Annotated in this window: 17 protein-coding genes; 12 read left to right on the forward strand and 5 right to left on the reverse strand. The window is 72.9% G+C overall.

Features of this window, described 5'->3' with window-relative positions:
- The first annotated feature begins 52 nt into the window (after window positions 1-52).
- The 4 genes from IH09_RS21415 to IH09_RS21430 all read left to right on the forward strand — a co-directional run bounded on the left by IH09_RS21415 (window position 53) and on the right by IH09_RS21430 (window position 5,087).
- Entirely contained in the window at window positions 53-1,222 is a 1,170-nt protein-coding gene (locus IH09_RS21415; protein ID WP_052858800.1) for an acyl-CoA dehydrogenase family protein, read from the forward strand.
- 61 nt (window positions 1,223-1,283) lie between these two features.
- On the forward strand, window positions 1,284-2,426 hold the full coding sequence (locus tag IH09_RS21420) for an acyl-CoA dehydrogenase family protein (RefSeq protein WP_052858801.1): 1,143 nt from the start codon (window positions 1,284-1,286) through the stop codon (window positions 2,424-2,426).
- 205 nt (window positions 2,427-2,631) lie between these two features.
- On the forward strand, window positions 2,632-4,368 hold the full coding sequence (locus IH09_RS21425; protein WP_318279512.1) for an FUSC family protein: 1,737 nt from the start codon (window positions 2,632-2,634) through the stop codon (window positions 4,366-4,368).
- Between the two features lie 212 nt (window positions 4,369-4,580).
- Window positions 4,581-5,087 carry a MarR family winged helix-turn-helix transcriptional regulator gene (locus IH09_RS21430; protein ID WP_052858902.1) on the forward strand — a complete coding sequence of 169 codons (507 nt, stop codon included), beginning with the start codon at window positions 4,581-4,583 and terminating at the stop codon, window positions 5,085-5,087.
- 326 nt (window positions 5,088-5,413) lie between these two features.
- On the opposite strand, the gene IH09_RS21435 is transcribed toward IH09_RS21430, so the two are convergent.
- Entirely contained in the window at window positions 5,414-6,625 is a 1,212-nt protein-coding gene (locus IH09_RS21435; protein ID WP_240150484.1) for a WD40/YVTN/BNR-like repeat-containing protein, read from the reverse strand.
- 447 nt (window positions 6,626-7,072) lie between these two features.
- Complete coding sequence (locus IH09_RS21440) at window positions 7,073-7,801, reverse strand: helix-turn-helix domain-containing protein (protein WP_190233365.1); 729 nt, start codon at window positions 7,799-7,801, stop codon at window positions 7,073-7,075.
- A gap of 201 nt (window positions 7,802-8,002) precedes the next feature.
- On the opposite strand from IH09_RS21440, the gene IH09_RS21445 reads away from it, so the two are divergent.
- From IH09_RS21445 to narI, 4 genes are read left to right on the forward strand one after another with little or no spacing between them, the layout of a single operon-like run.
- Window positions 8,003-11,710 carry a nitrate reductase subunit alpha gene (locus tag IH09_RS21445; RefSeq protein WP_052858906.1) on the forward strand — a complete coding sequence of 1,236 codons (3,708 nt, stop codon included), beginning with the start codon at window positions 8,003-8,005 and terminating at the stop codon, window positions 11,708-11,710.
- On the forward strand, window positions 11,710-13,350 hold the full coding sequence (gene narH / locus IH09_RS21450) for a nitrate reductase subunit beta (protein ID WP_052858808.1): 1,641 nt from the start codon (window positions 11,710-11,712) through the stop codon (window positions 13,348-13,350). Before IH09_RS21445 ends, narH begins: the two co-directional genes overlap by 1 nt.
- Window positions 13,347-14,039: a nitrate reductase molybdenum cofactor assembly chaperone gene (gene narJ / locus IH09_RS21455; RefSeq protein ID WP_052858810.1), complete on the forward strand. Its 693-nt coding sequence runs from the start codon at window positions 13,347-13,349 to the stop codon at window positions 14,037-14,039. Before narH ends, narJ begins: the two co-directional genes overlap by 4 nt.
- Before the next feature lie 5 nt (window positions 14,040-14,044).
- Window positions 14,045-14,770 (forward strand): respiratory nitrate reductase subunit gamma, encoded by a 726-nt coding sequence (gene narI / locus IH09_RS21460; RefSeq protein WP_205379240.1) that lies wholly within the window; start codon window positions 14,045-14,047, stop codon window positions 14,768-14,770.
- 71 nt (window positions 14,771-14,841) lie between these two features.
- Here the strand turns inward: narI and IH09_RS40060 are convergent, their stop codons facing one another.
- Window positions 14,842-16,422, reverse strand: a complete 1,581-nt coding sequence (locus IH09_RS40060) for a sigma-70 family RNA polymerase sigma factor (protein WP_275126152.1) — start codon at window positions 16,420-16,422, stop codon at window positions 14,842-14,844.
- Window positions 16,423-16,662: 240 nt separating this feature from the next.
- Between IH09_RS40060 and IH09_RS21470 the strand changes: the two genes are divergently transcribed.
- Complete coding sequence (locus IH09_RS21470; RefSeq protein WP_052858817.1) at window positions 16,663-17,076, forward strand: spore wall synthesis regulator SsgD; 414 nt, start codon at window positions 16,663-16,665, stop codon at window positions 17,074-17,076.
- A 157-nt stretch (window positions 17,077-17,233) separates the two neighbouring features.
- On the opposite strand, the gene IH09_RS21475 is transcribed toward IH09_RS21470, so the two are convergent.
- Complete coding sequence (locus IH09_RS21475) at window positions 17,234-18,490, reverse strand: Cmx/CmrA family chloramphenicol efflux MFS transporter (RefSeq protein WP_052858819.1); 1,257 nt, start codon at window positions 18,488-18,490, stop codon at window positions 17,234-17,236.
- Between the two features lie 444 nt (window positions 18,491-18,934).
- Between IH09_RS21475 and IH09_RS21480 the strand changes: the two genes are divergently transcribed.
- From IH09_RS21480 to IH09_RS21490, 3 genes are all read left to right on the forward strand, one after another.
- The gene (locus IH09_RS21480; protein WP_052858821.1) at window positions 18,935-19,618 is read left to right on the forward strand and encodes a helix-turn-helix domain-containing protein; all 684 of its coding nucleotides are present in this window, start codon (window positions 18,935-18,937) and stop codon (window positions 19,616-19,618) included.
- A gap of 296 nt (window positions 19,619-19,914) precedes the next feature.
- Entirely contained in the window at window positions 19,915-20,379 is a 465-nt protein-coding gene (locus IH09_RS21485) for a group II truncated hemoglobin (protein WP_052858823.1), read from the forward strand.
- A gap of 764 nt (window positions 20,380-21,143) precedes the next feature.
- Window positions 21,144-22,187, forward strand: coding sequence for a methyltransferase (locus IH09_RS21490; protein ID WP_052858826.1), 1,044 nt, complete (start codon window positions 21,144-21,146; stop codon window positions 22,185-22,187).
- A gap of 112 nt (window positions 22,188-22,299) precedes the next feature.
- Here the strand turns inward: IH09_RS21490 and IH09_RS21495 are convergent, their stop codons facing one another.
- The gene (locus IH09_RS21495; protein ID WP_052858828.1) at window positions 22,300-22,935 is read right to left on the reverse strand and encodes a TetR family transcriptional regulator C-terminal domain-containing protein; all 636 of its coding nucleotides are present in this window, start codon (window positions 22,933-22,935) and stop codon (window positions 22,300-22,302) included.
- Between the last annotated feature and the right edge of the window lie 89 nt (window positions 22,936-23,024).

Consider the following 23,024-nt stretch of genomic DNA (forward strand, 5'->3'; position numbering starts at 1 on the left):
TCGTCGGGAAATTGCGCGCCATCAAGGTCATCGAGAGAGAGGCTGCGCGTCGATGGATCTCGGACACGCCCCACAGGACGAGGAGTTCCGGTACGCGGCACGGTCCTGGCTCGCCGCCCGGGTGCCCGGCACGCCCCTGCCGTCGCTGGAGACCGCCGAGGGTTTCGCCGCCCACCGGGAGTGGGAGCGCACCCTGGCCGCGGACCGCTGGTCGGTGGTCTCGTGGCCCGAGGAGTACGGCGGCCGGGGCGCGTCCCTCGCGCGCTGGCTGATCTTCGAGGAGGAGTACTACGCCGCGCAGGCGCCCGGCCGGGTCAGCCAGAACGGCATCAGCCTCCTCGCCCCGACCCTCTTCGCCCACGGCTCCCCCGCCCAGCTCGCCCGCGTGCTCCCGCCGATGGCGAGCGGCGAGGTGATCTGGGCGCAAGCCTGGTCGGAGCCGGAGGCCGGTTCCGATCTCGCCGCACTGCGCTCCACGGCTGTACGGACGGCGGGCGGCTGGCTGCTCAGCGGGCAGAAGACCTGGTCCTCGCGGGCGGCCTTCGCGGACCGCGCGTTCGGCCTGTTCCGCAGCCATCCGGACGCGGACCGGCCGCACCGCGGGCTGACCTACCTGATGTTCGATCTCGCCGCGCCGGGCGTGACCGTACGGCCCATCGGGCGGCTGGACGGCAAGCCGGCCTTCGCCGAACTCTTCCTCGACGAGGTCTTCGTCCCGGACGAGGACGTGATCGGCGAGCCGGGCCAGGGGTGGCGGGTCGCGATGAGCACGGCGGGCAACGAGCGCGGACTCACCCTGCGCAGCCCCGGCCGTTTCACGGCGTCCGCCGACCGCCTTGTCGCGCTGTGGCGGCAACGTGCCGATCCGGCGGATACGGCACTGCGCGACCGGGTCGCCGACGCGGTGATCGGCGCCCGCGCCTACCATCTCTTCGCCCGCGCCGGCGCCGCCCGGCTCGCCACGGGCGACGACCTGGGCGCCGAGTCCAGCCTGAACAAGATCTTCTGGTCCGAACTCGACATCGCCCTGCACGAGACCGCCCTCGACCTCCTCGGCGCCGCGGGCGAACTCGCCGACAGCGCCGACGAGGCGCCGGATCACGGCAGTTGGGCGGCGGGCTGGACCTTCGCCCTGGCCGGTCCGATCTACGCGGGCACCAATGAGATCCAGCGCGACATCATCGCCGAGCGGCTGCTCGGACTGCCCAAGGGGCGACGGTGAAGCGCGGCGCCGGGCGGCACACCGGCGGCCGCGGCACGACGGGACGAGAGGGCGGCCGAAGGTGACGTTTCTCCTCGACGACGAGCAGCGCGAGTTCGGGCGGACGCTCGACCGGATGCTGGGCGCGGCGGACATCGCGGGCGCCGTACGCGCCTGGGCGGTGGACGACACCGGGCCGGGCCGGAAGGTATGGCAACGGCTGGCGGATCTGGGGGTGTTCGCGCTGGCAGTACCCGAGGAGCACGCCGGGTCAGGGTTCCTCCCCGTCGAACTCGCGGTCGCCTTCGTGGAGTTGGGGCGCCACGGCGTGCCGGGTCCGGTCGTCGAGACCGTCGCCGCGGCGGCCCTGCTGCGGCGGCTGGGCGATCCGGCGCCGAGCGCGCGATGGCTGCCGGGGATCGCGACGGGCGGCCATCTCGTGTCGTACGCGGACACCTACGGGGAGACGGTCGGGACGGACGGCACAGCCGGGACGGACGGTACGGGCGAGGGCGGGCACCCGGGTGGGGACGCGGGTGGCGGGCGCGGGCCGTACGCGCTGGACGCGCATACCGCCGATACGACGTTCGTCGTGGCGGGCGACCGACTGCTGTCCGCGACGGGCCACGGGCCGGTCCAGCCGTCGCTCGACCCGGCGCGGCGGCTCGCCCGCCCCGCGTACGGCGGCGAGGTGCTGGCGAGCGGGCCCGCGGTCCGGGCCGCGTCCCGGCACGCGGTCGATGTCGCGGCCTCCCTCACCGCCGCCCAGGCGCTCGGGGCCGGGCGGCGGCTGCTGGCCGACACCGTGACCTACGTACGGCAGCGGAAGCAGTTCGGGGTGGCGGTCGGCTCCTTCCAGGCGGTGCGGCACCGGCTGGCCGATGCGCTGGTGGCCCTGGAGTTCGCACAGCCGCTGGTGTTCGGGGCGGCGGTGGCGCTGGCGGCGGAGACGGGGGCGGACGGGCAACGGGGTCGGCTCGTGGCGACGGAGGGTGCCGGGCGCGCGGCGGCCGTCCGGCGGGAGGTGGCGGCGGCGAAGGTGGCGGCGGGCGAGGCGGCGTACGGGGCGGCCCGCGCCGCGCTCCAGTTGCACGGCGCGATCGGCTACACCGACGAACTGGATCTGTCGCTGTGGATCCGCAAGGCGCGGGCGCTGCGGACCGCCTGGGGAACCCCCTCGGAGTGCCGGGCCCGCGTGCTGACCGGGCAGGATATCTTTTACTAGTAAAACACCTGCTAATCTTCTCGTTATGGGGAAGCACGCCAAGCCTGCCGGGAAGAGAGCCGCCGGCCTGCCCGGGAGTGGGACACCGACAAGCACGACAGCGGGGAGCGCGGCACCGGGAGGGGCGGCGGCGAGGGGCGGAACGCCGGCCGGTGGCACGGCGGGGCGTCCGGTGCGCTGCCGTCCATTGCCGGTCCGGAGTACCGTGCGGCTGCGCCGTCCCGTCGACATCTGGCACAAGCCGGCGCTCAGCGCGTTCGTCGCGATGGCGATCTCCGATGCCACGCTGTTCGCGCTGGACCAGTTGAATCTGGTGCTCTACACCTCGGCCGGGGCGCTGTGCGCGCTGTACGGGCACGGTCTGCCGTACGCCGCCCGCGCCCGCACCCTGCCCTGGGTGGTGCTCGGGATGGTCGCGAGTCTCGGCCTCGCGCTGACCGCCGGGGCGCTGATCTCCTCGACCGCGCTGCTCGTCGGGTGCGCCGCACTGCTCGCCGCGGTCCACAAGATGGTCTGCGACGCGACCCGCATCGGCCCGCCGGGGAACCTCATCCCGACCTTCATCGCCGCGTCGGCGTTCTTCGTACCGCAGCGGCTCGGGCAGGTGCCGGTGCACCTGGCGACGGCGCTCGGCGCCGGCGCGCTCGCCTGGCTGGTGTGCATGGCGCCGGCGCTGGTCCGGCCACGGGGCCCCGAGCGGATCGCCACCGCTCGCGCGCTGGAGGCGGCCGCCGCGCTGCTGCGGACGGCCCCCGGCCCCGGCGGGTCCGGCCCTCCCGGGACCGGGCACGCCCGGCACGCGACCGCGGCCGCGGTGAACGCCGCCTGGCACACCCTCTTCCTGGTCCCGGCGCGCACCCCGTCGAAGGCGGCGGCACGGGCCGGTCTGGAGCGGCTGCTCGTCCGTGCCGAGTCGACGCTCGGATGGCCGGCCGGGGTGGCCCGGCACGCCGGAGAATGCGCCGGCGAGCACGGTGGCGTCGAGGCCGGCCGACTCGACGGCTGGGCGCGCGAACTGCGCCGCGGGCGCCCGCTCCCCGAGGTCGCGCTCTCCACGGCGCAGGCCGAGGAGTTGGCGGGCGTGGCGGCGGAGGGTGCGGCGTGGGCCGGTTCCGGGACCGGGGAGAGCGGGCTGCGGCGGCCCGCCCCCGGCCGTCCGCGCGGGATACGGGCGGTGGCGGCACGCCTCGCCCCCGGGTCGCCGCTGCTGCCCATCGGCGCGCGGGTCGCGGCGGGATGTGCGCTGGCGGGCTGGACGTCGATGGCGGTCGGCGTCGGACACCCGTACTGGGCCGTGGTCACCGCGGCCTCGATCTACCAGGCCAACACCACCCTCTCCTGGCAGCGCGCACTGCAACGCACCCTCGGCAATCTGCTCGGCCTGCTGCTGTTCACCGCCCTGCTGCCGCTGATCCACACCGGCCGTCCGGCGATGATCGCGCTCGCCCTGGCCTGCCAGCTCGGCACCGAGGCGTGCATCACCCGCAACTACTGGCTCGGCTCGGTGTGGGTGACGCCGATGGCGCTGCTGCTGACCGAGTTCGGCAGCCGGCAGCCGGCCGGGACGCTGGTCCGCGACCGCTGGATCGACACCGTGGTGGGTGCGGCGGTGGGTCTGACCTGCTGTGTACTGGTCACCAACCGGCGCGCCGCGAACCGTATCGACAGCGCTCTGGAGCGCGTCGCGGACGCCGAGGCCGCGGCGCTCCGGCTGCTCACCGCGGGAGCGGTGCCCGGGGCCCACGACGCGCGGGAGACCGGCTGGGCCCGGGACCGCCTCACCACCTGTCTGGTCGAGCTCCGCGAGGCGGTCGAGGTGGCGGCCGGCGAGTGGTGGCAGCGGGCCCTCCCGGAGGAGCGCATCGCCCACGCGGAACAGCAGGGCCACCGCACCCTGGCCGGTCTCGTCCGCCGGCTCCCGGCCCCCGCGCCGACCGTCTGACCGGTGTGTCCGCCCGGCCCGGCGGCAGGCACAATTGGGCTGTACGCCGATGACGGTGGCCGTGGCCGGCGGCGCGGGCACCGGCCGTACGCCAGTGGCCGTACGCCGGCCGTCACCCGCCGGTCGGCACGCGTCCACTCGCCGTGGGCCGGGTGCCGTAGGCCGGTCGTCATGCGTCCAGGGAAGTGGCAGTGGCCGAAAGGGGAGTGCGGGTGACCGAGGACATCGTCGCAGGGGTGCTGCGCCAGTGGCAGCAGGTGCACCCCGGGCTGGACACCGGCCCGATGGCGGTGATCGGACGGCTCAACCGCTGCTCCGCGCTGCTCCAGCAGGCGTCCGACGCCCCGCTGCGGCGCGCCGGACTGACCCGCCCCGAGTTCGACATCCTCGGCACGCTGCGCCGGATGGACCGCGAGCTGACGCCGGGCCGGATCGCCCGCGAGACCTTCGCCTCGGGGGCCGCGGTGACCAAGCGGGTACGGCAGCTGGAGGCGCGCGGGCTGATCGCCCGTCGGCCGGACGACCGGGACCGCCGCGTCACCCACCTCTCCCTCACCGACGAGGGCCGCGCGGCCATCGACCGGCTGCTGCCCGAACAACTGCGGTACGAGGCCGCCCTGCTCGACGGCATCGGCGACCAGCGGCAGGGCGAACTCTCCGATGCGCTGGGCGAGTTGCTGGTCGTTCTGGAGGGGCGGCTCGGCAGTCTGCTGGACTGAGGGGGCGGGGGCCGGGTCTGAGCCGTCCCCCGGACCGGGCCGGTGGCCCGGGTGCCTCGCGGTCCGGTGGCCCGGTGGCTCGGTGCCGCGTATGGCCAACGGGCGGACGGCCGTTCGGCGTCACGGTCGCTGCCGTGGGCTTGGGCGCGGGCGTGATGCTGATCGTGGGCGCGGCTGCGGCCACGTGGACGGCCCCAGCCGCGTTCACGCTCACGATCGCGTTCGCCGTCGCACCGTGGCGGTCTCCGACACCGTGACCGTCGCAGTCTCCGGCACCGTGACCGTCGCGGTCGAGTGCGCCGCGACCATCGCGGTCAGGCTCGCCCTCACGGCTCCAAGCGGGCGATCCGGCCCTGTTCGCCGGCGGCCCAGCAGCCGAGGTCGGGCGCGCAGTCGACGGTGTCGTACGAGCCCGTGTCGAAGGGGTGCCAGGTGCGGCCGCCGTCGAGCGTCAGATCGCTGCCGGTCGGGCCGACGGCGAGGGCGGTCCGCCGGGAGTGCGGGAGCCAGGCGACGCCGGAGCGGTACGACGTGGGCGGTGTGGCGGCCGTGGTCCAGGTGGCGCCGCCGTCGGCGCTGACCGCGGCGGCCCGGGGCGACGGCTGTCCGGAGCGGTAGTCGCCGCCGACCGCGAGACCGTGCGTACGGTCGCGGAACGCGAGGGCGAAGACGCCGCGGGCCGGATCGCCCGCCGGGACGGGGGCCTCGGCGGCCGTCCAGGTGCGGCCGCGGTCGGCGGTGTGCAGGACGCGAGCGGTGGCCGCGCCGCCGGTCGCGATCCAGGCGTCACGGCTGCCGGCGGAGACCAGGCACTGTCCGCTCGCGGCGAAGGAGGACTCACCGGGCCGGGCCGCCGGCATGCCGCCGGAGGGCAGTACGCGCCAACTGCGGCCGCCGTCGCCGGTGGACAGGACGCGGTACTTCCCGTCGACGGGGTCGCTGAGCGCGATACCGTGCCGCCGGTCGAAGAAGGTCAGGCAGTCGTAGAAGGCCCGCGGATCGGTGTTGCGGAAGCTCTCGGTCCAGGTGGCGCCGGCGTCATCGGTGCGGAAGACGCGCGACGCCTCTCCCGCGCCGATCGCGAGGACGACCGCATGACGCGCGTCGAACGCCTCGATATCGCGGAACTCCAGCGTCCGGGCGCCGGGCGGGGAGACATCGCTCCAGTGCTTACCGCCGTCGTGCGTACGCAGCACGGTGCCCTCGGTGCCGGCGGCCCATGCGGTCGTCCGGCTGACGGCCGCCAGACCGCGGAAGCGGGCGGTACTGCCGCTGTCCGTCAGGTGCCAGCCGAGGTGGCGGGTGCGGGACGCCGGTGCCGACGTGGTGGCGGGTACCGCGGCCGGGGCCGTCCGCGCGGTCGCCGTGACGCCGGCCGGCTGCGCCACGGCGGCCGGGCCGGTGGCCAGCCCGGCGAGCGCCACCGCCCCGGCCGCCACGGAGACGGACACCCGGCGCAGCGGCCCGGCGCCCTGGCGGGCCAGCTGTCCCCCGTACCTCAGGAATCTCCTGTGCCACAGCCGTCCTGTGCGCCGCATCCGCCCCACCCCACTCGTGTTCACCGTGCCCCTCGAAGCCCTCATGGCTCTCAAGATGCTCACGGCACTCATGGCGCTGGAAGCTAACCCAGCCCGGCCACCCCGTCCAGACCGGAGCCCTCGCCCCGGAAACCGGGACCAAGACTGCGGACCCCGGGGGGCAACGCCTGACGGAGCACAGAAGACGGAGCGCAGAACATGGCGCGCAGAGCACGGCACACGGCACACGCCACGCGGCACACGGCACACCAAGGAAATAGCCCACCGGAATCCACACCGAAATCGACGGTGGAATGACCGGCGGGCCGAACAACAACACGGCCGGCAGTCCGGACAGCGAAATAGCCACCGAAATGGCCGCCCAAGCCCCCGCCCCGACGGCACTCCTCACACGAAATATCGGCGAATTACCACAGCCGCCGGAGGGCCCCCGCCATCACCCCGCCATCACCCCGCGGAATCACCCACCGCATACGCCTTTTCCGCAACACTCACGTTGTGGAATTCCGCCGCGCAGACGCCCGGCGCGCAGAAAGGGCGGATGCGGACGTCGACGGCGCTCCCGCAGAGTTCGTCGAGGCGGCCTTCGTGGATCATGCAGACGATGTGGGGGAACTGCAACGCGACGTCCAGTACCGGGCACTCGCGGAAGCGCACCTGGCCGACCCCGCCCTCGGGCCCGTCGGGCAGGGGCCGGAAACCGGCGCGGGTGGCGACCGCGATGGCGCGGTCCTGCGCGGTGCCGTCGCCCGGCTCGACCTTGCCGTCCGCCATCACGCGCCGGGCCCAGGCGCGGCCCGCCGCGCGGGCGGCGGTGCGCGGGTCGGCGGCCGAGCGGTCCGTGGCGGCCTCGGCGAGGGCGCGGGTGAAACCGCGGTAGACGCCCGGTTCGGGGACGACCGCGGCTCCGGGGCCGAACCCCTCGGTGCCGGCCGTCAGGCGGTAGACGAGGCGCGGGCGGCCGCGGCCGGTGGGCCGTTCCGGCTCCCGGCGGACGAGGCCGTCCCGCTCCAGGCGGGCGAGGTGGTAGCGCACGGTGGCCGGGGTCAGTTCCGAGGCGTCGGCGAGCTGGACGACCGCGTACGGCCGGCCGCCGGTCCGCAGCACCTCCAGGAGCCGCAACCGCGGGTCCGCCGAGGGGAGGGCGCCTTCTCGCATATCCATCTCTGCTGCCACATGCACGGCTCCACAGTAGAAGAGGTGGTGCCGTAAAAAGCCGGGTACTAGATCCCGAGCAGCCGGGACCAAAGTCCCCTCGATTGAATCGATAAAATCGCGGCCGGGCCGGCTGCCGGAAATTTCCCGGTAGCCTTTTCGTGGACCCAGCGGGTTTATGAGGAGGCGCGGATGAGGCACGAAGAGTCCGGTAAACCGTCGATGGCCACACCGGCGGGCGCGGCACTGCTGAAGGCCGGCCGGTTTTTCTCCGGCGGTGAGGTATCCGGCGATCTGCGCACGGTGCACCACAAGGGCGGGCGGGACGGAGACGTCTTCTACCGGGACCGCTGGAGTTTCGACAAGGTCGTCTCCACCACGCACGGCGTCAATTGCACGGGCTCCTGCCGCTGGCAGGTCTATGTGAAGGACGGCGTGATCACCTGGGAGACCCAGGACACCGATTACCCGTCCGTCGGCCCGGACCGACCGGAGTACGAGCCCCGCGGCTGCCCCCGCGGTGCGGCGTTCTCCTGGTACTGCTACTCCCCCACCCGCGTCCGCTACCCGCATGTGCGCGGGGTGCTGCTGGAGATGTACCGGGAGGCCAAGCAGCGGCTGGGCGACGACCCGGTGGCGGCGTGGGCCGACATCATGGGCGATCCGGCCCGTCGCCGGCGCTTCCAGAAGGCGCGCGGCAAGGGCGGCCTGGTGCGGACGAGTTGGTCCGAGGTGCTGGAGATCGCGGCCGCCGCGCATGTGCACGCCATCGCCGAGCACGGTCCGGACCGGATCGCCGGTTTCTCGCCGATCCCGGCCATGTCGATGGCGTCGCACGCCGCCGGGGCCCGTTTCATGTCGCTCATCGGCGGTTCGATGCTGTCGTTCTACGACTGGTACGCGGATCTGCCGATCGCCTCACCGCAGGTCTTCGGCGACCAGACCGACGTCCCGGAGTCGGGCGACTGGTGGGATGCGGCGTATCTGATGATGTGGGGCGCGAACGTCCCGGTCACCCGGACGCCGGACGCGCACTGGGTGACCGAGGCCCGCTACCGGGGCCAGAAGGTCGTCGCGGTGTCGCCGGACTACGCCGACAACACCAAGTTCGCCGATGAGTGGGTACATCCGCACCCGGGCACCGACGGCGCGCTGGCGCTGGCGATGGGCCATGTCGTCCTCAAGGAGTTCTTCGTCGAGCGGCGGGTGCCGTTCTTCGACGAGTACGTGCGCACGTACTCCGATATGCCGTTCCTGGTGACGCTGCGCGAGAAGGACGGGGCGTACGTCCCGGACAAGTTCGCCACCGCGGCCGATCTGGGCGGCGCGGCCGACGGGGACGCGTCCGACGACCCCCGGGACCGCTGGAAGACCCTGCTGATCGACGACGCGACCGGCGAGGTCTTCGTACCCAACGGCACCCTCGGCCACCGCTGGGGCGCCGACGGCAAGCCCACCGACCGGGGCGACTGGAATCTCGACCTGGGCGGTGTCACCCCCCGGCTGTCCGTAGCGGACGGTGCACACACCACCGCCGAGGTGCTGCTGCCCCGCTTCGACCTGTCCGGCGGCTCCACCGGCGTCCTGCGCCGCGGGGTGCCGGTACAGCAGCTGTCCGCGGACGGCCCGCCGGTGTGCACGGTCTACGACCTGCTGCTGGCCCAGTACGGCGTCGGGCGCGAGGAGCTGGGTCTGCCGGGCGAGTGGCCCACCGGCTATGACGACGCCGGGCAGGTCGGCACCCCGGCGTGGCAGGAGCAGCACACCTCCGTGCCGGCGGCCCAGGCCGAGCGGATCGCGCGGGAGTTCGCGACCACGGCCGAGGAGTCCAGGGGCCGCTGCATGATCCTGCTGGGCGCGGGCACCAACCAGTGGTTCCACGCCGAGACGGCCTACCGCGGCTTCCTGGCGCTGCTGACGATGACCGGCTGCCAGGGCCGCAACGGCGGCGGCTGGGCGCACTACGTCGGGCAGGAGAAGTGCCGGCCGGCCACCGGCTGGGCCACCCTCGCGTCGGCGGGCGACTGGCAGCGGCCGCCGCGCCAGATGATCGGCACGGGCTGGTTCTATCTCCACACCGACCAGTGGCGTTACGACCCGTTCCGGGCCGAGAAGCTGGCGTCGCCGCTGGGCGAGGGGCGGCTGGACGGGATGTCGCCGGCGGACTGTCTGGCGGCGGCGACCCGGATGGGCTGGATGCCGTCCTATCCGACCTTCGACCGCAATCCGCTGGATCTGGTGGCCGAGGCGGACGCCGCGGGCGTGGACCCGGTGGCGTACACGGTGGACCAGCTCCGCGACGGGCGGCTGGGGTTCGCCGGTGAGGACCCGGACGCGCCGGAGAACTGGCCGCGGGTGATGACCGTCTGGCGGGCGAACCTCTTCGGTTCGTCCAGCAAGGGCAACGAGTACTTCCTCAAGCATCTGCTGGGCACCGACAGCCATGTGCAGGGCGGGGCGGCCCCGGCGGACTGCCGGCCGCGGGACGTGAAGTGGCGCGAGGGCGCCGAGGGCAAGCTGGATCTGCTGGTCTCGCTGGACTTCCGGATGACGTCGACGACCCTGTTGTCGGACATCGTGCTGCCGGCCGCGACGTGGTACGAGAAGCACGATCTGTCCTCGACCGATATGCATCCGTTCGTCCACGCCTTCACCCCGGCCGTGGACCCGCCCTGGCAGACCAAGCCGGACTTCGACATCTTCCATGAACTCGCCCAGAAGTTCAGTGAGTTGGCGAAGGGGCGGCTGGACACCCGGCGGGATCTGGTGGCGACCGCGTTGCAGCACGACACGGTGGACGAGACCGCCCAGCCGGGCGGGGTGGCCCTGGACTGGCGGGCGGGCGACTGCGCGCCGGTGCCCGGCCGGACGATGCCGAAGCTGACGGTCGTCGAGCGCGACTACACGGCGGTGGGCGAGAAGATGGCCGCGCTGGGCCCGCTCGTCGACACCCTGGGGGTGACCCAGAAGGCGGTCACGTACGACGTGACGCCCGAGGTCGGGACGCTGGGGCGGCTGAACGGCACGGTAAGCGGCGGGGTCGCCGACGGGCGGCCGCGGCTCGACACCGCGCAGCGCGCCTGCGAGGCCATCCTGAAGCTGTCCGGCACCACCAACGGCCGGGTCGCCACGCACGGTTTCCGGCAGCTGGAGAAGCAGACCGGCCAGGAGATGGCGCATCTGGCGGCGGAGGCCGAGGGCAAGCAGATCTCGTTCCAGGACACCCAGTCGCGTCCGGTGCCGGTGATCACCTCACCGGAGTGGTCCGGCAGCGAGGCCGGCGGACGGCGCTACACCGCCTTCACGATCAACACCGAACACCTCAAGCCCTGGCACACCTTGACGGGCCGTCAGCACTTCTTCGTGGACCACGACTGGATGCACGAGGCGGGCGAGGCGATGCCGACGTACAAGCCGCCGCTGAACATGACGAGCCTGTACGGGGAGCCGGCCGTCGGCACGGTCGACGAACGGGGCGTCACGGTCCGCTACCTGACCCCGCACAACAAGTGGGCGATCCACTCCTCCTACCAGGACAACCAGCACATCGCGACGCTGGCCCGCGGCGGCCAGTCGGTGTGGATGAGCCCGCAGGACGCCGCGTCGATCGGCGTCCGGGACAACGACTGGGTGGAGGCCGTCAACCGCAACGGCGTGGTGACGGCGCGGGCGATCGTCTCGCACCGGATGCCGGCCGGGACGGTGTACATGTACCACGCCCAGGAGCGCACGCTCGCGGTGCCGAAGACGGAGACCACCGGCAAGCGCGGCGGCATCCACAACTCGCTCACCCGCGCGGTCATCAAGCCGACCCATCTCATCGGCGGCTACGCCCAGTTCGCCTGGGGTTTCAACTACCAGGGCCCCACCGGAAACCAGCGCGACGAGGTCACCGTGATCCGCCGCCGCGCGCAGGAGGTGCAGTACTGATGGCCCCCCGTAAGGCCCGCACCGGGCGCCGCGTCATGGCCCAGGTCGCCATGGTGATGAACCTCGACAAGTGCATCGGCTGCCACACCTGCTCCGTCACCTGCAAGCAGGTGTGGAGCAACCGGGAGGGCACCGAGTACGTCTGGTTCAACAACGTCGAGACCCGGCCGGGGCAGGGCTATCCCCGTACCTACGAGGACCAGGAGCGCTGGAAGGGCGGCTGGGAGCGGACCCGGCAGGGCAGGCTGCGGCTGCGCTCCGGCAGCCGGGCCGGCCGCCTCGGCAAGCTCTTCGCCAACCCGGACCTGCCGGGCGTCGAGGACTACTACGAGCCGTGGACGTACGAGTACAAGCAGCTGCTGGACGCCCCGGCCGGTGACGACATGCCGACCGCGCGGCCCGTCTCGCAGCTGACCGGCGAGCCGATGGACACCATCACCTGGGGCCCCAACTGGGACGACGACCTGGGCGGGGCGAGCGAGCACGGCGACAAGGACCCGGTCATCGCCAAGCTCCGCCGGGAGCTGGGCACGAAGGTGCGGTTCGAGTTCGAGCAGTCCTTCATGTTCTATCTGCCGCGGATCTGCGAGCACTGCCTCAACCCGGCGTGCGTGGCGGCCTGCCCCTCCGGCGCGATGTACAAGCGCGAGGAGGACGGCATCGTGCTGGTCGGACAGGACCAGTGCCGCGGCTGGCGGATGTGCGTCAGCTCCTGCCCGTACAAGAAGGTCTACTTCAACCACGCCACCGGCAAGGCCGAGAAGTGCACCTTCTGCTATCCGCGCATCGAGGCCGGGCAGCCGACGGTCTGCTCGGAGACCTGTGTGGGGCGGATGCGCTACCTCGGTGTCATGCTCTACGACCCGGACAAGGTGCTGGCGGCGGCCTCGGTGGCGGACGACCGGGACCTGTACCCGGCGCAGCTGGACGTCTTCCTCGATCCGCACGACCCGGACGTGGTCCGGGACGCGGAGGCCAGCGGTATCGCGCCCGACTGGATCGAGGCGGCCCGCAACTCCCCCGTCCGCAAGCTGATCTGCGAGTACCAGGTCGCGCTGCCGCTGCACCCGGAGTACCGCACCATGCCGATGGTCTGGTACATCCCGCCGCTCTCCCCGGTGGTGGACGCGCTGGCCGGTACGGGCTTCGACGGCGAGGACGCCGGGAACCTGTTCGGCGCGATCGAGTCGCTGCGCATCCCCGTCGAGTACCTGGCGGAGCTGCTGACCGCCGGGGACACCGTCGCGGTGGACTCGGTGCTGCGCCGGCTGGCCGCGATGCGGTCGTACATGCGGGGCGTCAATCTGCGCGACGAGCGGGACGCGGACATCGCCGGAGAGGTCGGGCTGACGGCCGGCCAGATGGAGGCGATGTTCCGGCTGCTGGCGATAGCCAAGTACGAGGACCGGTACGTCGTCCCCTCGGCGGCCCGCGCGGACGCGCAGCGGCTGGAGGACACCTATATCGGTCCCGGCGAGGGCGCCCCGGCCGGCTGCGAGGGCGCCCCCGGGGACACGTCCGACCCGGTGTCCGACGGGCGCGGGGCCAAGGTGAACCTGCTCAACTGGGATGCCAACGGCCGCCCGGACGGCCTCTTCCCGCCCCGCACGCCGGGCCGCGTTTCGGGCGGTGCGGTATGACCCCGACCGCGCTGATCAGGTGGGTGGCCGCACAGTGCCTGTGCTACCCGGACGAGCGGCTCCTGCGCGAGCAGCTGCCGCTCATGCGGGAGGCGCTGGCGGAGCTGGCGGGGCCCTCCGCGGCGCCGGAGCACACGCGGTCGCCGAGTTCGCCGGAGTCTGCGGGGGACGCGGCCGCCGGCCTGCCCGCCTTCCTCGACCACCTCGCGGCCACCCCGGAACTGGACCTGGCCGCCCACTACGTCGCCACCTTCGACAGCCGCAACCGCCGCTGCCTGTATCTGACGTGGTGGACGACGGGCGACACCCGCAACCGCGGCGCGGCGCTGGTCGCCGTGAAGGACTTCTACCGGCGATACGGCATGGCGGGTGACTTCGGCGGCGAACTGCCCGACTTCCTGCCGGTGATGCTGGAGTTCGCCGCGCTCGCCGGCGATGCGGCGGGCACGGAGCTGCTGGACGGGCACCGCGCCGGACTGGAGCTGCTGCGGCTGTCGGTCGAGCAGAGCGGCTCCCCGTACGCCGCCGTGCTGCGGGCCGTCTGCGGCACGCTGCCCGGCCCGTCCCCGCGCACCCGCGAGGAGGCCAAGGCGCTGGCCCGCAGCGGCCCCCCGCAGGAGCTGGTCGGTATCGACCTCGCGCCCGCCCCGATCCCGGCAAGTGCCCTGTGGCAGAAGGTGACGTCATGAACACCCTGGACTGGATGCTGTGGGGGGTCTTCCCCTATGTCGCCGTCGTCGTGATGGTCACCGCCATCGTCTGGCGGGCCCGCTACGACCGCTTCGGGTGGACCACCCACTCGTCGCAGTTCCGTGAGTCGCGGCTGCTGCGCATCGGCAGCCCGCTCTTCCACTACGGCATGCTCTTCGTCATCCTCGGGCACCTGGTGGGGCTCGTGATCCCCGCGTCGTGGACCGGCGCGGCCGGGCTGAGCGAGCACGCGTACCACCTGATGGCGGTCGTCACGGGCACGCTGGCGGGCGCCTGCGCGGTCGCCGGCCTCGGCATCCTCGTCTACCGCCGGCTCACCGTCCCCGCGGTGCGCCGGTCCACGCTGGGCAGCGACCATCTGATGTACACGCTGCTGATCGCCGCGATGCTGGCCGGTCTGACGGCGACCGTGCTGGTGCAGATCGCCGGTGTGGGCGGCGAGGACTACAACTACCGGGAGGGCATCTCGGTGTGGTTCCGGAGCCTGTTCGTCCTCCGGCCTGAGGTGGCGCTGATGGCGGCCGCCCCGATGGCCTTCAAGGTGCACATCCTGCTGGGCTTCGGCCTGCTGCTGCTCGCACCGTTCACCCGCCTGATGCATGTCGTCGCCCTGCCGGTGCAGTACCTCTTCCGGCCGTACGTCGTCTACCGCAGCCGCCGGACGCCGGCGGGGCAGCCGCGGCGGCAGCTGTCGGGACGCAACCGGTAGTTGCCAGCGGGGGCGAGAACCATACGCCGACCGGCAGGGCCTCAAGGGGCCGCGCCGGTCGGCGTCCGTGTTCACTGCCAGGTGCAGATCCAGACAAGCGTCGAACCCCACCAGTGCCAGCCGCAGTGCAGGGACGAGGTGGGGTCGGGCGACGGCTCCGCCGTGGGCGGGACGGGGACGCTCGGCGTCGGGTCCGTGGGGGTGAAGGTGGGCGTGGGAACCGACGGGGTGGGGGTCGGCGGCCGGGGCGTCACCGTCGGCGCCGCCGTGGGGCCGCTCGTCGGACCGGTGGTCGGACCGCTCGTCGGACCGGTCGTCGGGCTGGGCGGCGGAGCTCCTGTCGGCGCGGCCGTCTGGGCGGACACCGAGGGATTCGGCGTCAGTCCCGGCGTTCCCGGCTCGGCCGGGGCGAGCGGCAGGAGGGGCGACGGCAGGGACGGTATGGCGGCCACGGAACGCGAGGGCGTCGGCTCGCTCCGCCAGGACTGCGGCTGATCCCCCGACGGGCCCGCTCCCTGTGCACCGCCCGCCGCGGTGCCCGGCCCGCCACCCGGCGCGCCTCCGGTTCCCCCGCCCGACGCCCCTCCCGGCGGGGCGGGCTGCGGGGGCTCACCGCCACCGCTGTGCGACGGAGCCGCAGCCCGCTGCTGGGCGGCGCCGGGGTCGTTGCCGGTCAGGGCGAGCCCCGCGGCGACCGCCGCCCCGGCCACCGCCACCACCCCGACCCCGGCGACCGTCACGGCGAGCGGTCCGGCCTGGCGGACCTGGCCGCGCAGCAGATGCCGTACGGACCGCTGCGCCACCTTGAGCGCGCCGCCCCCGGAGGGGGGTGTGCCCGAGCCCGCGGCGGCGGCTCCGGTACCGGCCAGCGCCAGCAGGAACTTCGCCGAACCGCTCGTCAGGAACACCAGCAGCGCGGGGCCGGTGAGCGCCGGCAGCCGGTGGTTGGCGTGGGCCAGCAGCCTCATCCTGCCGTGGCAGTCCGGGCAGTCCAGGAGATGGCTGTCGACGTCGCCGGCCTGCTTGTCGGTGGCCTCGCCCCGGACGAACGCGGGCATCCGCTCCCAGTACGCGGCGCACGCCGGATTGTCCGGTGCGCCGGGCATCGTGCGCAGGAACGCCTGCCGCATCCCCTCGCGCGCCCGGTGCAGCAGCACCGCGGTCGCGCCCTTTCCGGCGCCGATCGCCTTGCCGACCGCCTCCAGCGACTGGTCCTCGGCCTCGGCCAGCCACAGTGCCTTCACCCAGCGCTGCGGCAGCTGGTCGAGGACCCTGGCGAGCAGATCGACATAGGCGATGCGCTGCATCGGGTCGGTGTCCGGGGCGGATTCGGCGGCCTCGGGCCAGGCGTGGCCGCCCTCCGGGTCGCGCGGGATCTCGCGGGCGGCGTTGGCGCCGACCGTGGTGGCGAGGTGGCGGATGGTGGTGCGCAGATACGCCGGGATGTTGTCGATGTGGTGGCCGCCCTGGATCCGTCGCCAGACGCGGAAATGGGCCTCGGCGACGAGGTCTTCGGCGAGCCAGGCGTTCGAGGTCAGTGAGCGGGCGTAGCCGACCAGACGGGGGTGCTCCTGTTCATAGAGCGCGGCGTAGGCGTCCGCCGGCGACTCCTCACAAGCCACAACGGCGACATCGGGCACGGCATCTGACATGGCGGCACAACCCCTGATATATCACCCCGGCGGTCCGGCTCCGCACCTCATGGTGAGCACGGCCCGGACCACTGGACCATCGGCACATTGCTTGGGTTTCGCAAGCGTAAGGAGGCCATATTCTCTCATTCAAAGTTGCGTGACACAGGTCACGTTGGAATCCGGTGTACTGGCGTAATGCCCCGGTCGTCATAGTGGTCATAGGGGAAAGGATCCGCACCGAATGCAAGGGAGCCGGCGATGTCCACCGCCATCGACCAAGCCGTCCACGCCCGCCTCATCGCGACCGCACCACAATCACGGATGATCCCGGCGGCCCTGCGCTACGACCGCACCGACCCGTTCGCGGTGCGCGTGGTGTTTCCCCCCATCGCCTCACTGGACGGGGCGGAGGCGGAGTGGTCCTTCGCCCGCGACCTGCTGGAGGCGGGGCTGCGAGAGCCCTCCGGGACGGGCGATGTCCACATCTGGCCGTGCGGCCCGGACGCCACGATGCTGGAGTTCCACACCGCCGACGGGGTGGCGATGGTGCAGTTCGGCACGTGGGATCTCTGGCACTTCCTGGCCCGGTCGTACGAACTCGTCCCGAAAGGCGGCGAAATGCACCACCTCGATGTGGACGGCGATCTCGCCGCGCTGCTGCGCGGCGCCTAGGCCGCCTGCGGCCGGCTCAGGTGCGGCTTCGGGTTCCCGCCCGACGGACTCCGCCCGGCGGGAACCCGAAGCCGCATACGTCCGTTATCGGTTGTGCGAGGGCGAGCGGCAGCGGCCGCCCGGCCGAGATGCTCGGGCCCGTCAGCCCGTCAGCCCGTCAGCCCGTCAGCCCGGTGGGCGCGGTCTGCGTGGCGGCGGCCGGCTGTGCGTTCGCGCGGCGGTCCAGCCGGGCGTCGGTCAGCGCCGCGCCGAGCGAGACCAGTCCGAGCGCGGCGCCCACCCAGCCGACCGAAGGGAGCCCGAGGCCGGCGCCGATGGCCAGGCCGCCCAGCAGCGGCGCCACCGTGATCCCCAGCTGCATCGCCGAGACATTGGTCGCCCCGGCCAGGGTCGGCGCGCCGACCGCGATCGTGAACACCCGGGAGAGCACCGGCGGGTTGACGAGGAATCCGGTCAGTCCGAGCAGGAACACCAGCGGGACCGTGGCCGCCAGGTGGCTGCCCAGCAGGGCCAGTGCGACGGAGACGACGACCATGCCGAGGATCCCGGCGTACAGCGTCGGGAAGGGGTGCCGGTCCGAGGTCCGGCCGCCGATGGTCAGCCCGGCGAAGGCGCCGATCCCGAACAGCGCCAGCACGGCCGGCACCCAGCCGGCGGGCAGTCCGCCGCTGTCGGTCAGCAGCGCGCCCAGGTAGCTGAACGACACCATGTACGCCGCAGTGGTCAGCATGGTGTTGCCGTAGGCCACCCAGAGCCTGGGCCGGGCCATCGCGCGCAGCTCGGCGCCCCGGTCGGGAGCCGCCTCCTTGCCGCGGTCGGTGCCGGGCATCGTCAGCCGCACCGCGATCGCGGTCGCCGCGGTCAGCGCGGCCACCGCCCAGAACCCCGCGCGCCATCCGGAGTGTTCACCGATCAGGGTGCCGGCCGGACCACCGGCGACCATGGCCAGGCTCAGCCCGGTGACCACCACCGACAGCGCCCTGGCGGTGCGGTCCGGCGGGACCATGCGGATCGCGGTCGCCGACGCGACCGCCCAGAACCCGGCGTACGCCACTCCGCTGACCGCGCGGGCGGCCACCAGCGCCCCGTACCCGGGTATGAGCAGGCCGAACGCGATGGCGACGACGAAGAGCGTCTGGCAGACCAGCAGGGTGGTGCGCGGAGGCCACCGCAGGGTGAGCACGGCCAGCGGCGGGGCGCCCAGCAGCACACCGGCCGCGAACGCGGAGATCAGCGTGCCGGCCGTCGGCAGCGACACCTGGAGGTCACCGGCGATGTCCAACAGCACGCCGACGATCAGGAACTCCGAGGTGCCCATGGCGAAGAGGCTCAGGCCGAGCAGGTAGACCGCGAGGGGTATCCCGCGTCGCGCCGTGCTCTGCTCGTTCACGCTGTCTCCGGGTGCTGAGGTCATGGCAGGGTCTCTCTCTTGTCTTGCCGGTGCGGTGTGGTGCGTGTGGTACGGGCAGGGGCTGTGGGTACGGGACGGGCGGGCCCGGAGCCTGCCGTCGGGCCGGGTGGCGGGCGGTGACCGGGGCGTTTCCGCACGGTGCACGACATCGGACGGGCACGGCGGCCGGGGCAGCGGGCTCGCGGGCGTCCGTCCGACCGTCGGTCAGCTCCGCGCCGTACGCGGCGGCCCCGGCCCGCCGGGGCCGCCCCCGCGGAAGCACCACCGGCGCGGGGTGCGGAGCGGCCGTGCCCACGACGGCCGCGACGACACATCCGGATTTCCGTGGCCGTCTCACTCATCGCGATCACCTCCGACAGGGCCTGGCTGATCCGCAGAGTGCTGCGGGTGGCAAGTTCGCGACGATATTTGTTGCCGTTTCCGGGACGGACGCGGTGCAATGGAGAGGTGGAACACTCTCCTGCCATCGCCCAGGCCCTGACCGAAGTCGGCCCCCGCCTCAAGCGTCTGCGTACCCAGCGCAGCGTCACACTGGCGGCGCTGTCCGAGGCCACCGGCATCTCCAAGAGCACCCTGTCCCGGCTGGAATCCGGCCAGCGCCGCCCCAGCCTGGAGCTGCTGCTGCCCATCGCCCAGGCCCACCAGGTCCCCCTCGACGAACTCGTCGGTGCCCCCGAGGTCGGCGACCCCCGTATCCGCCTCGCCGCCAAGCAGGTGAACGGCAATATGGTCCTGCCCCTGACCCGGCAGCCCGGTCCGCTCCAGACCTTCAAAATGGTGATCCCGGAGACCCAGAACACGCCCGAGGTGTGCACCCATGAGGGCTATGAGTGGGTCTATGTCCTCTCCGGACGGCTGCGGCTGATCCTGGCCGATCACGATCTGGTCCTGGACGCCGGTGAGGCCGCCGAGTTCGACACCCGGCTGCCGCACTGGTTCGGCAGCACCGGGCACGGCGCCGTCGAACTCCTCAGCCTCTTCGGCCGGCAGGGCGAACGCATGCACGTCCGCGCCAGGCCCCACCGGCGCCAGAAGCCCGGCCATGAGACGGGCCGTGAACCGGGCCATGGGCACGGCCACGACCACAACCACCACCACAATCCGGGCCACAGCCACAGTCACGGCCACTGACCCGGCGTCGGTTCCCGGCCTGTCTCCGACGCCGCGACCGGCCCGCGGACCTGCCCGGTTCCCGGCGCGGTGAAGGCAATCCTTCGGTCGTCCCTTCGGCGGCACCGTATTGAGGCCGCCGTCCGTCGCTTCTATCTTCTGGCGAGGACACCGGCACAACGACCATGAACCAACCGCCAAGCGCCGCGCACGAGTTGCTGTCCCGGGACAGCGAGCGCCCGCCGGGCGGTGTACCTCGCCGCCACCCGAACCGGGTTCGCGTCGTGGACAACGGATGGCCAATCGGAGGTGGCACGATGACGGACACAGTTCCCACCATGTACGAATGGATCGGCGGCGCGGAGCGGCTGGAGCGGCTGACCGAGGAGTTCTACCGGCGGGTCCGCGAGGACGAGGTACTCGCCCCGCTTTTCGCCCGCATGGCGGATGACCACCCCCAGCATGTCGCGGTCTGGCTCGGCGAGGTCTTCGGCGGGCCGGAAGCCTATACCGAGGGGCACGGCGGTTTTCCGCACATGCTCTCCCGGCACCGCGGCCGGGGCATCCGGCCGGAACAGCGGGAGCGCTGGGTGAAACTCTTCATGGAGGCCGCCGACCACGTCGGAGTGCCCACCGACGCGGAATTCCGGTCCGCGTTCGTGGGCTATATCGAGTTCGGCTCGCGCCGCGCCATGGCCAATTCGCAGCTGGACGCGAAGCCGGGCACCCGGGAAACCATCAAGACCTGGGGCTGGGGCGAGGCGCCCCCCGGCACCGACTGATCTCCGCCGGTCCCGTCCCTCAGCGGCGACGGGACGGCCGGGCCGAGGCGTCGGCGTGCGACATCGGGGGCGGACGGGCGGGACCGCGGGCGCGGTACGGCGCCGGGCGGCGGCTCGTCCGCCGGGCTCGCCGCGCCCGGACACCGCACCGGACGGACACCGGGCAGCCGCGCGGGGCGTCGGGGAGCCGACGGCGCTCCGCGCGGTGTGCCGGGTACGCACGTCACGGGCCGGCTCCACGGAAATCCTTCGGCCGCCGAACTCCCGGCGGTATCCGACGAGTTCACTTCAGGGCGCGTGAATCCGGTCGGGCAGCTGACACACGGCTGGGCGTCGCGCCGACGAGCGGGGCCACGGTGGGGATGCGAGTCCGCCTCGCCCGGTCGTTGCGCGGGCTCCCGACGAGGCGGGGGCCATCGAGCACGACAGCAGGTCGTGGACCCGGGGCCGGCCGCGCCGTCGACGAGCCGCCGACCACGCGGGCGTGGATGCCACGGGCCGGATCGGGCTGGCTCGGGAGATCCAGCCCGAGCATGTCGCGGCGTGGCGGCCGCCCTGCTCGCGACGGGCCGTCGCACCGTCCCGCTCAGCCCGCTGCATCCGCCCGGCCGAGGCACAGGCCCCAGAACCCGGCCGGAGCGCGGGTACGCCATCGGCGGCCTCGAACTCGGCTGACCGGTACGGCGCGGCGGTGACTCCCGCCGCCCGCGCCGGAGCCCGCGACCAGCACAGCACGGACATCGAGAGGACCAGAGGTGCCAGAGATGGCGGAATGGAACGCGGCACAGCTCAAGGCACGCCGGACGCTGATGCAGCGGCTGTTCGGTTCGAGGATCACCGAGGTGGTGAGCCTGGCGGCCAGGATGGATCTCCCCGACGCGATCGGGGAGGGCGAGGCGGATGCCACCGATCTGGCCCGGCGGTACGAGATCCCCCCGGAGCAGATGAACCGGCTGCTCCGGGCGCTCGCGAGCCAGGGGCTGTGCGAGGAACGTGCCCCGGGGAGGTTCGCGCTCACCGACGTCGGCTCCCTGCTGCGCAAGGAGCACCCGGGCTCCCTGTACGACTTCGCGCGGTTCCACACCGCACCGGAGACGCTGCGCCCCTGGACCCGTCTGGAGGACAGCATCCGTACCGGGCGCACCGCCTTCGACGAGCACTTCGGCAGGCCGCTCTACGCATACCTCGCCGACGAACCGGAACTGACGGCGCTGTTCAACGCGGCCATGAGCGAGGAGAGCCGCGAAACGGCCGACACGGTGGTCGAGCACTTCGACTTCGGCCCGTACACCACGGTGACCGACATCGGCGGCGGTGACGGGACGCTGATCATCGCGATCCTGGAACGCCATCCCGGGCTGAACGGCGTGATCTTCGAAACCGTCGAGGGGGCCGCCCAGTCCGCCGGTACCCTCAAGGCCGCGGGGCTGGACGGGCGGTGCGCGGTCGCCACCGGGGACTTCTTCGACGCCGTACCGGCGGGCTCGGATCTGTACGTGATCAAGAGCGTCATCCACAACTGGAACGACGAGCGCGCGGCCGCCATCCTGCGCAACTGCCGCGCGGCGATGTCCCCGGAGAGCCGGCTGCTGATCATCGATGTCGTGCTGCCCGAGCTGGTGACCCCGGACACCGCGGGGCTGGACCCTTACATCAAGGACCTTCAGATGCTGGTTCTCGTCGGCGGGAAGGAACGCACCCGCGCCGATTTCGACCAGCTGTGCGCGCAGGCCGGACTCACCGTCACCAGGGTGGTGCCGCTGCCGTCCCACGTCGGTCTCAGCGTCATCGAGATCGCACCGGTCTGACCCGGTCGTCGCGGTACGCCGCCGGGGCCGCCGTCATGGTGGCCCCGGCGGCCTGGGCACGGGAGCGATGAGCCGCGAATCTGCCACGACGGCGAATCGCCACGGCGGGTGATCATTGATCGCCCGCAGCTTCCTTTCCCCCGTCCGCGGGCGAGCCGAACAGGTTCGCCAGATGTAGATCCAGCAGTTCCAGCGCCTGCTGCGGGCCGTGTACGTCCAGCAGGATGTATGTGGAGAGGCCGTCGACCAGGCTGATCAGCAACATCGCCTCGTCCTCGGTGGCGCGTTCCGGCGCCAGTTCGCCCCGTTCCGCGGCCAGCCGCAGCTGGTCGGCGAAGAAGGCACGCAGTACGGGGATGCCGTCCCGGGCCTCGGCGCGCAGTTGCTCGTCGTGCACGGCGCGGGCGAAGTAGGCGACGCCGACCAGCGTCCCGATGCGGCTCTTCGCGTCCAGCGGGAGCATCCCCGCCAGACAGGCGCGCAGTACCGGACGCGGGGACGGTTCGGCGCCGGCCGCCTCGATGCTCGCGCGGATCCGGTCACCGGCCAGCTGGTTGATGCGCCGCAGCGCGAAGGCGAGCATCTCGTCCTTGGTGCGGAAGTAGTGCTGGAGCCGGCCGAGCGAGATGCCGGCCTCGGCGGCGACATCGCGCAGGCTGGCGCCGTCCAGGCCCCGGGTGCTCGCGATCCGCCAGAGCGCCCCGGAGATCTCCTGCCGTCTGGCCTCGTGGTCCACCTTCTTGGGCACCGATGACTCCTTCCTCCGCTCAGCGGCCGGTTCCGCTGCCTGGTGGCCGGGGGCGCACGTCCGGCCGGCGCACTTTTACAAGTCGCTTG

The organism is Streptomyces celluloflavus (assembly GCA_000720995.1).
In the GTDB taxonomy this organism is placed as follows: domain Bacteria; phylum Actinomycetota; class Actinomycetes; order Streptomycetales; family Streptomycetaceae; genus Streptomyces; species Streptomyces celluloflavus.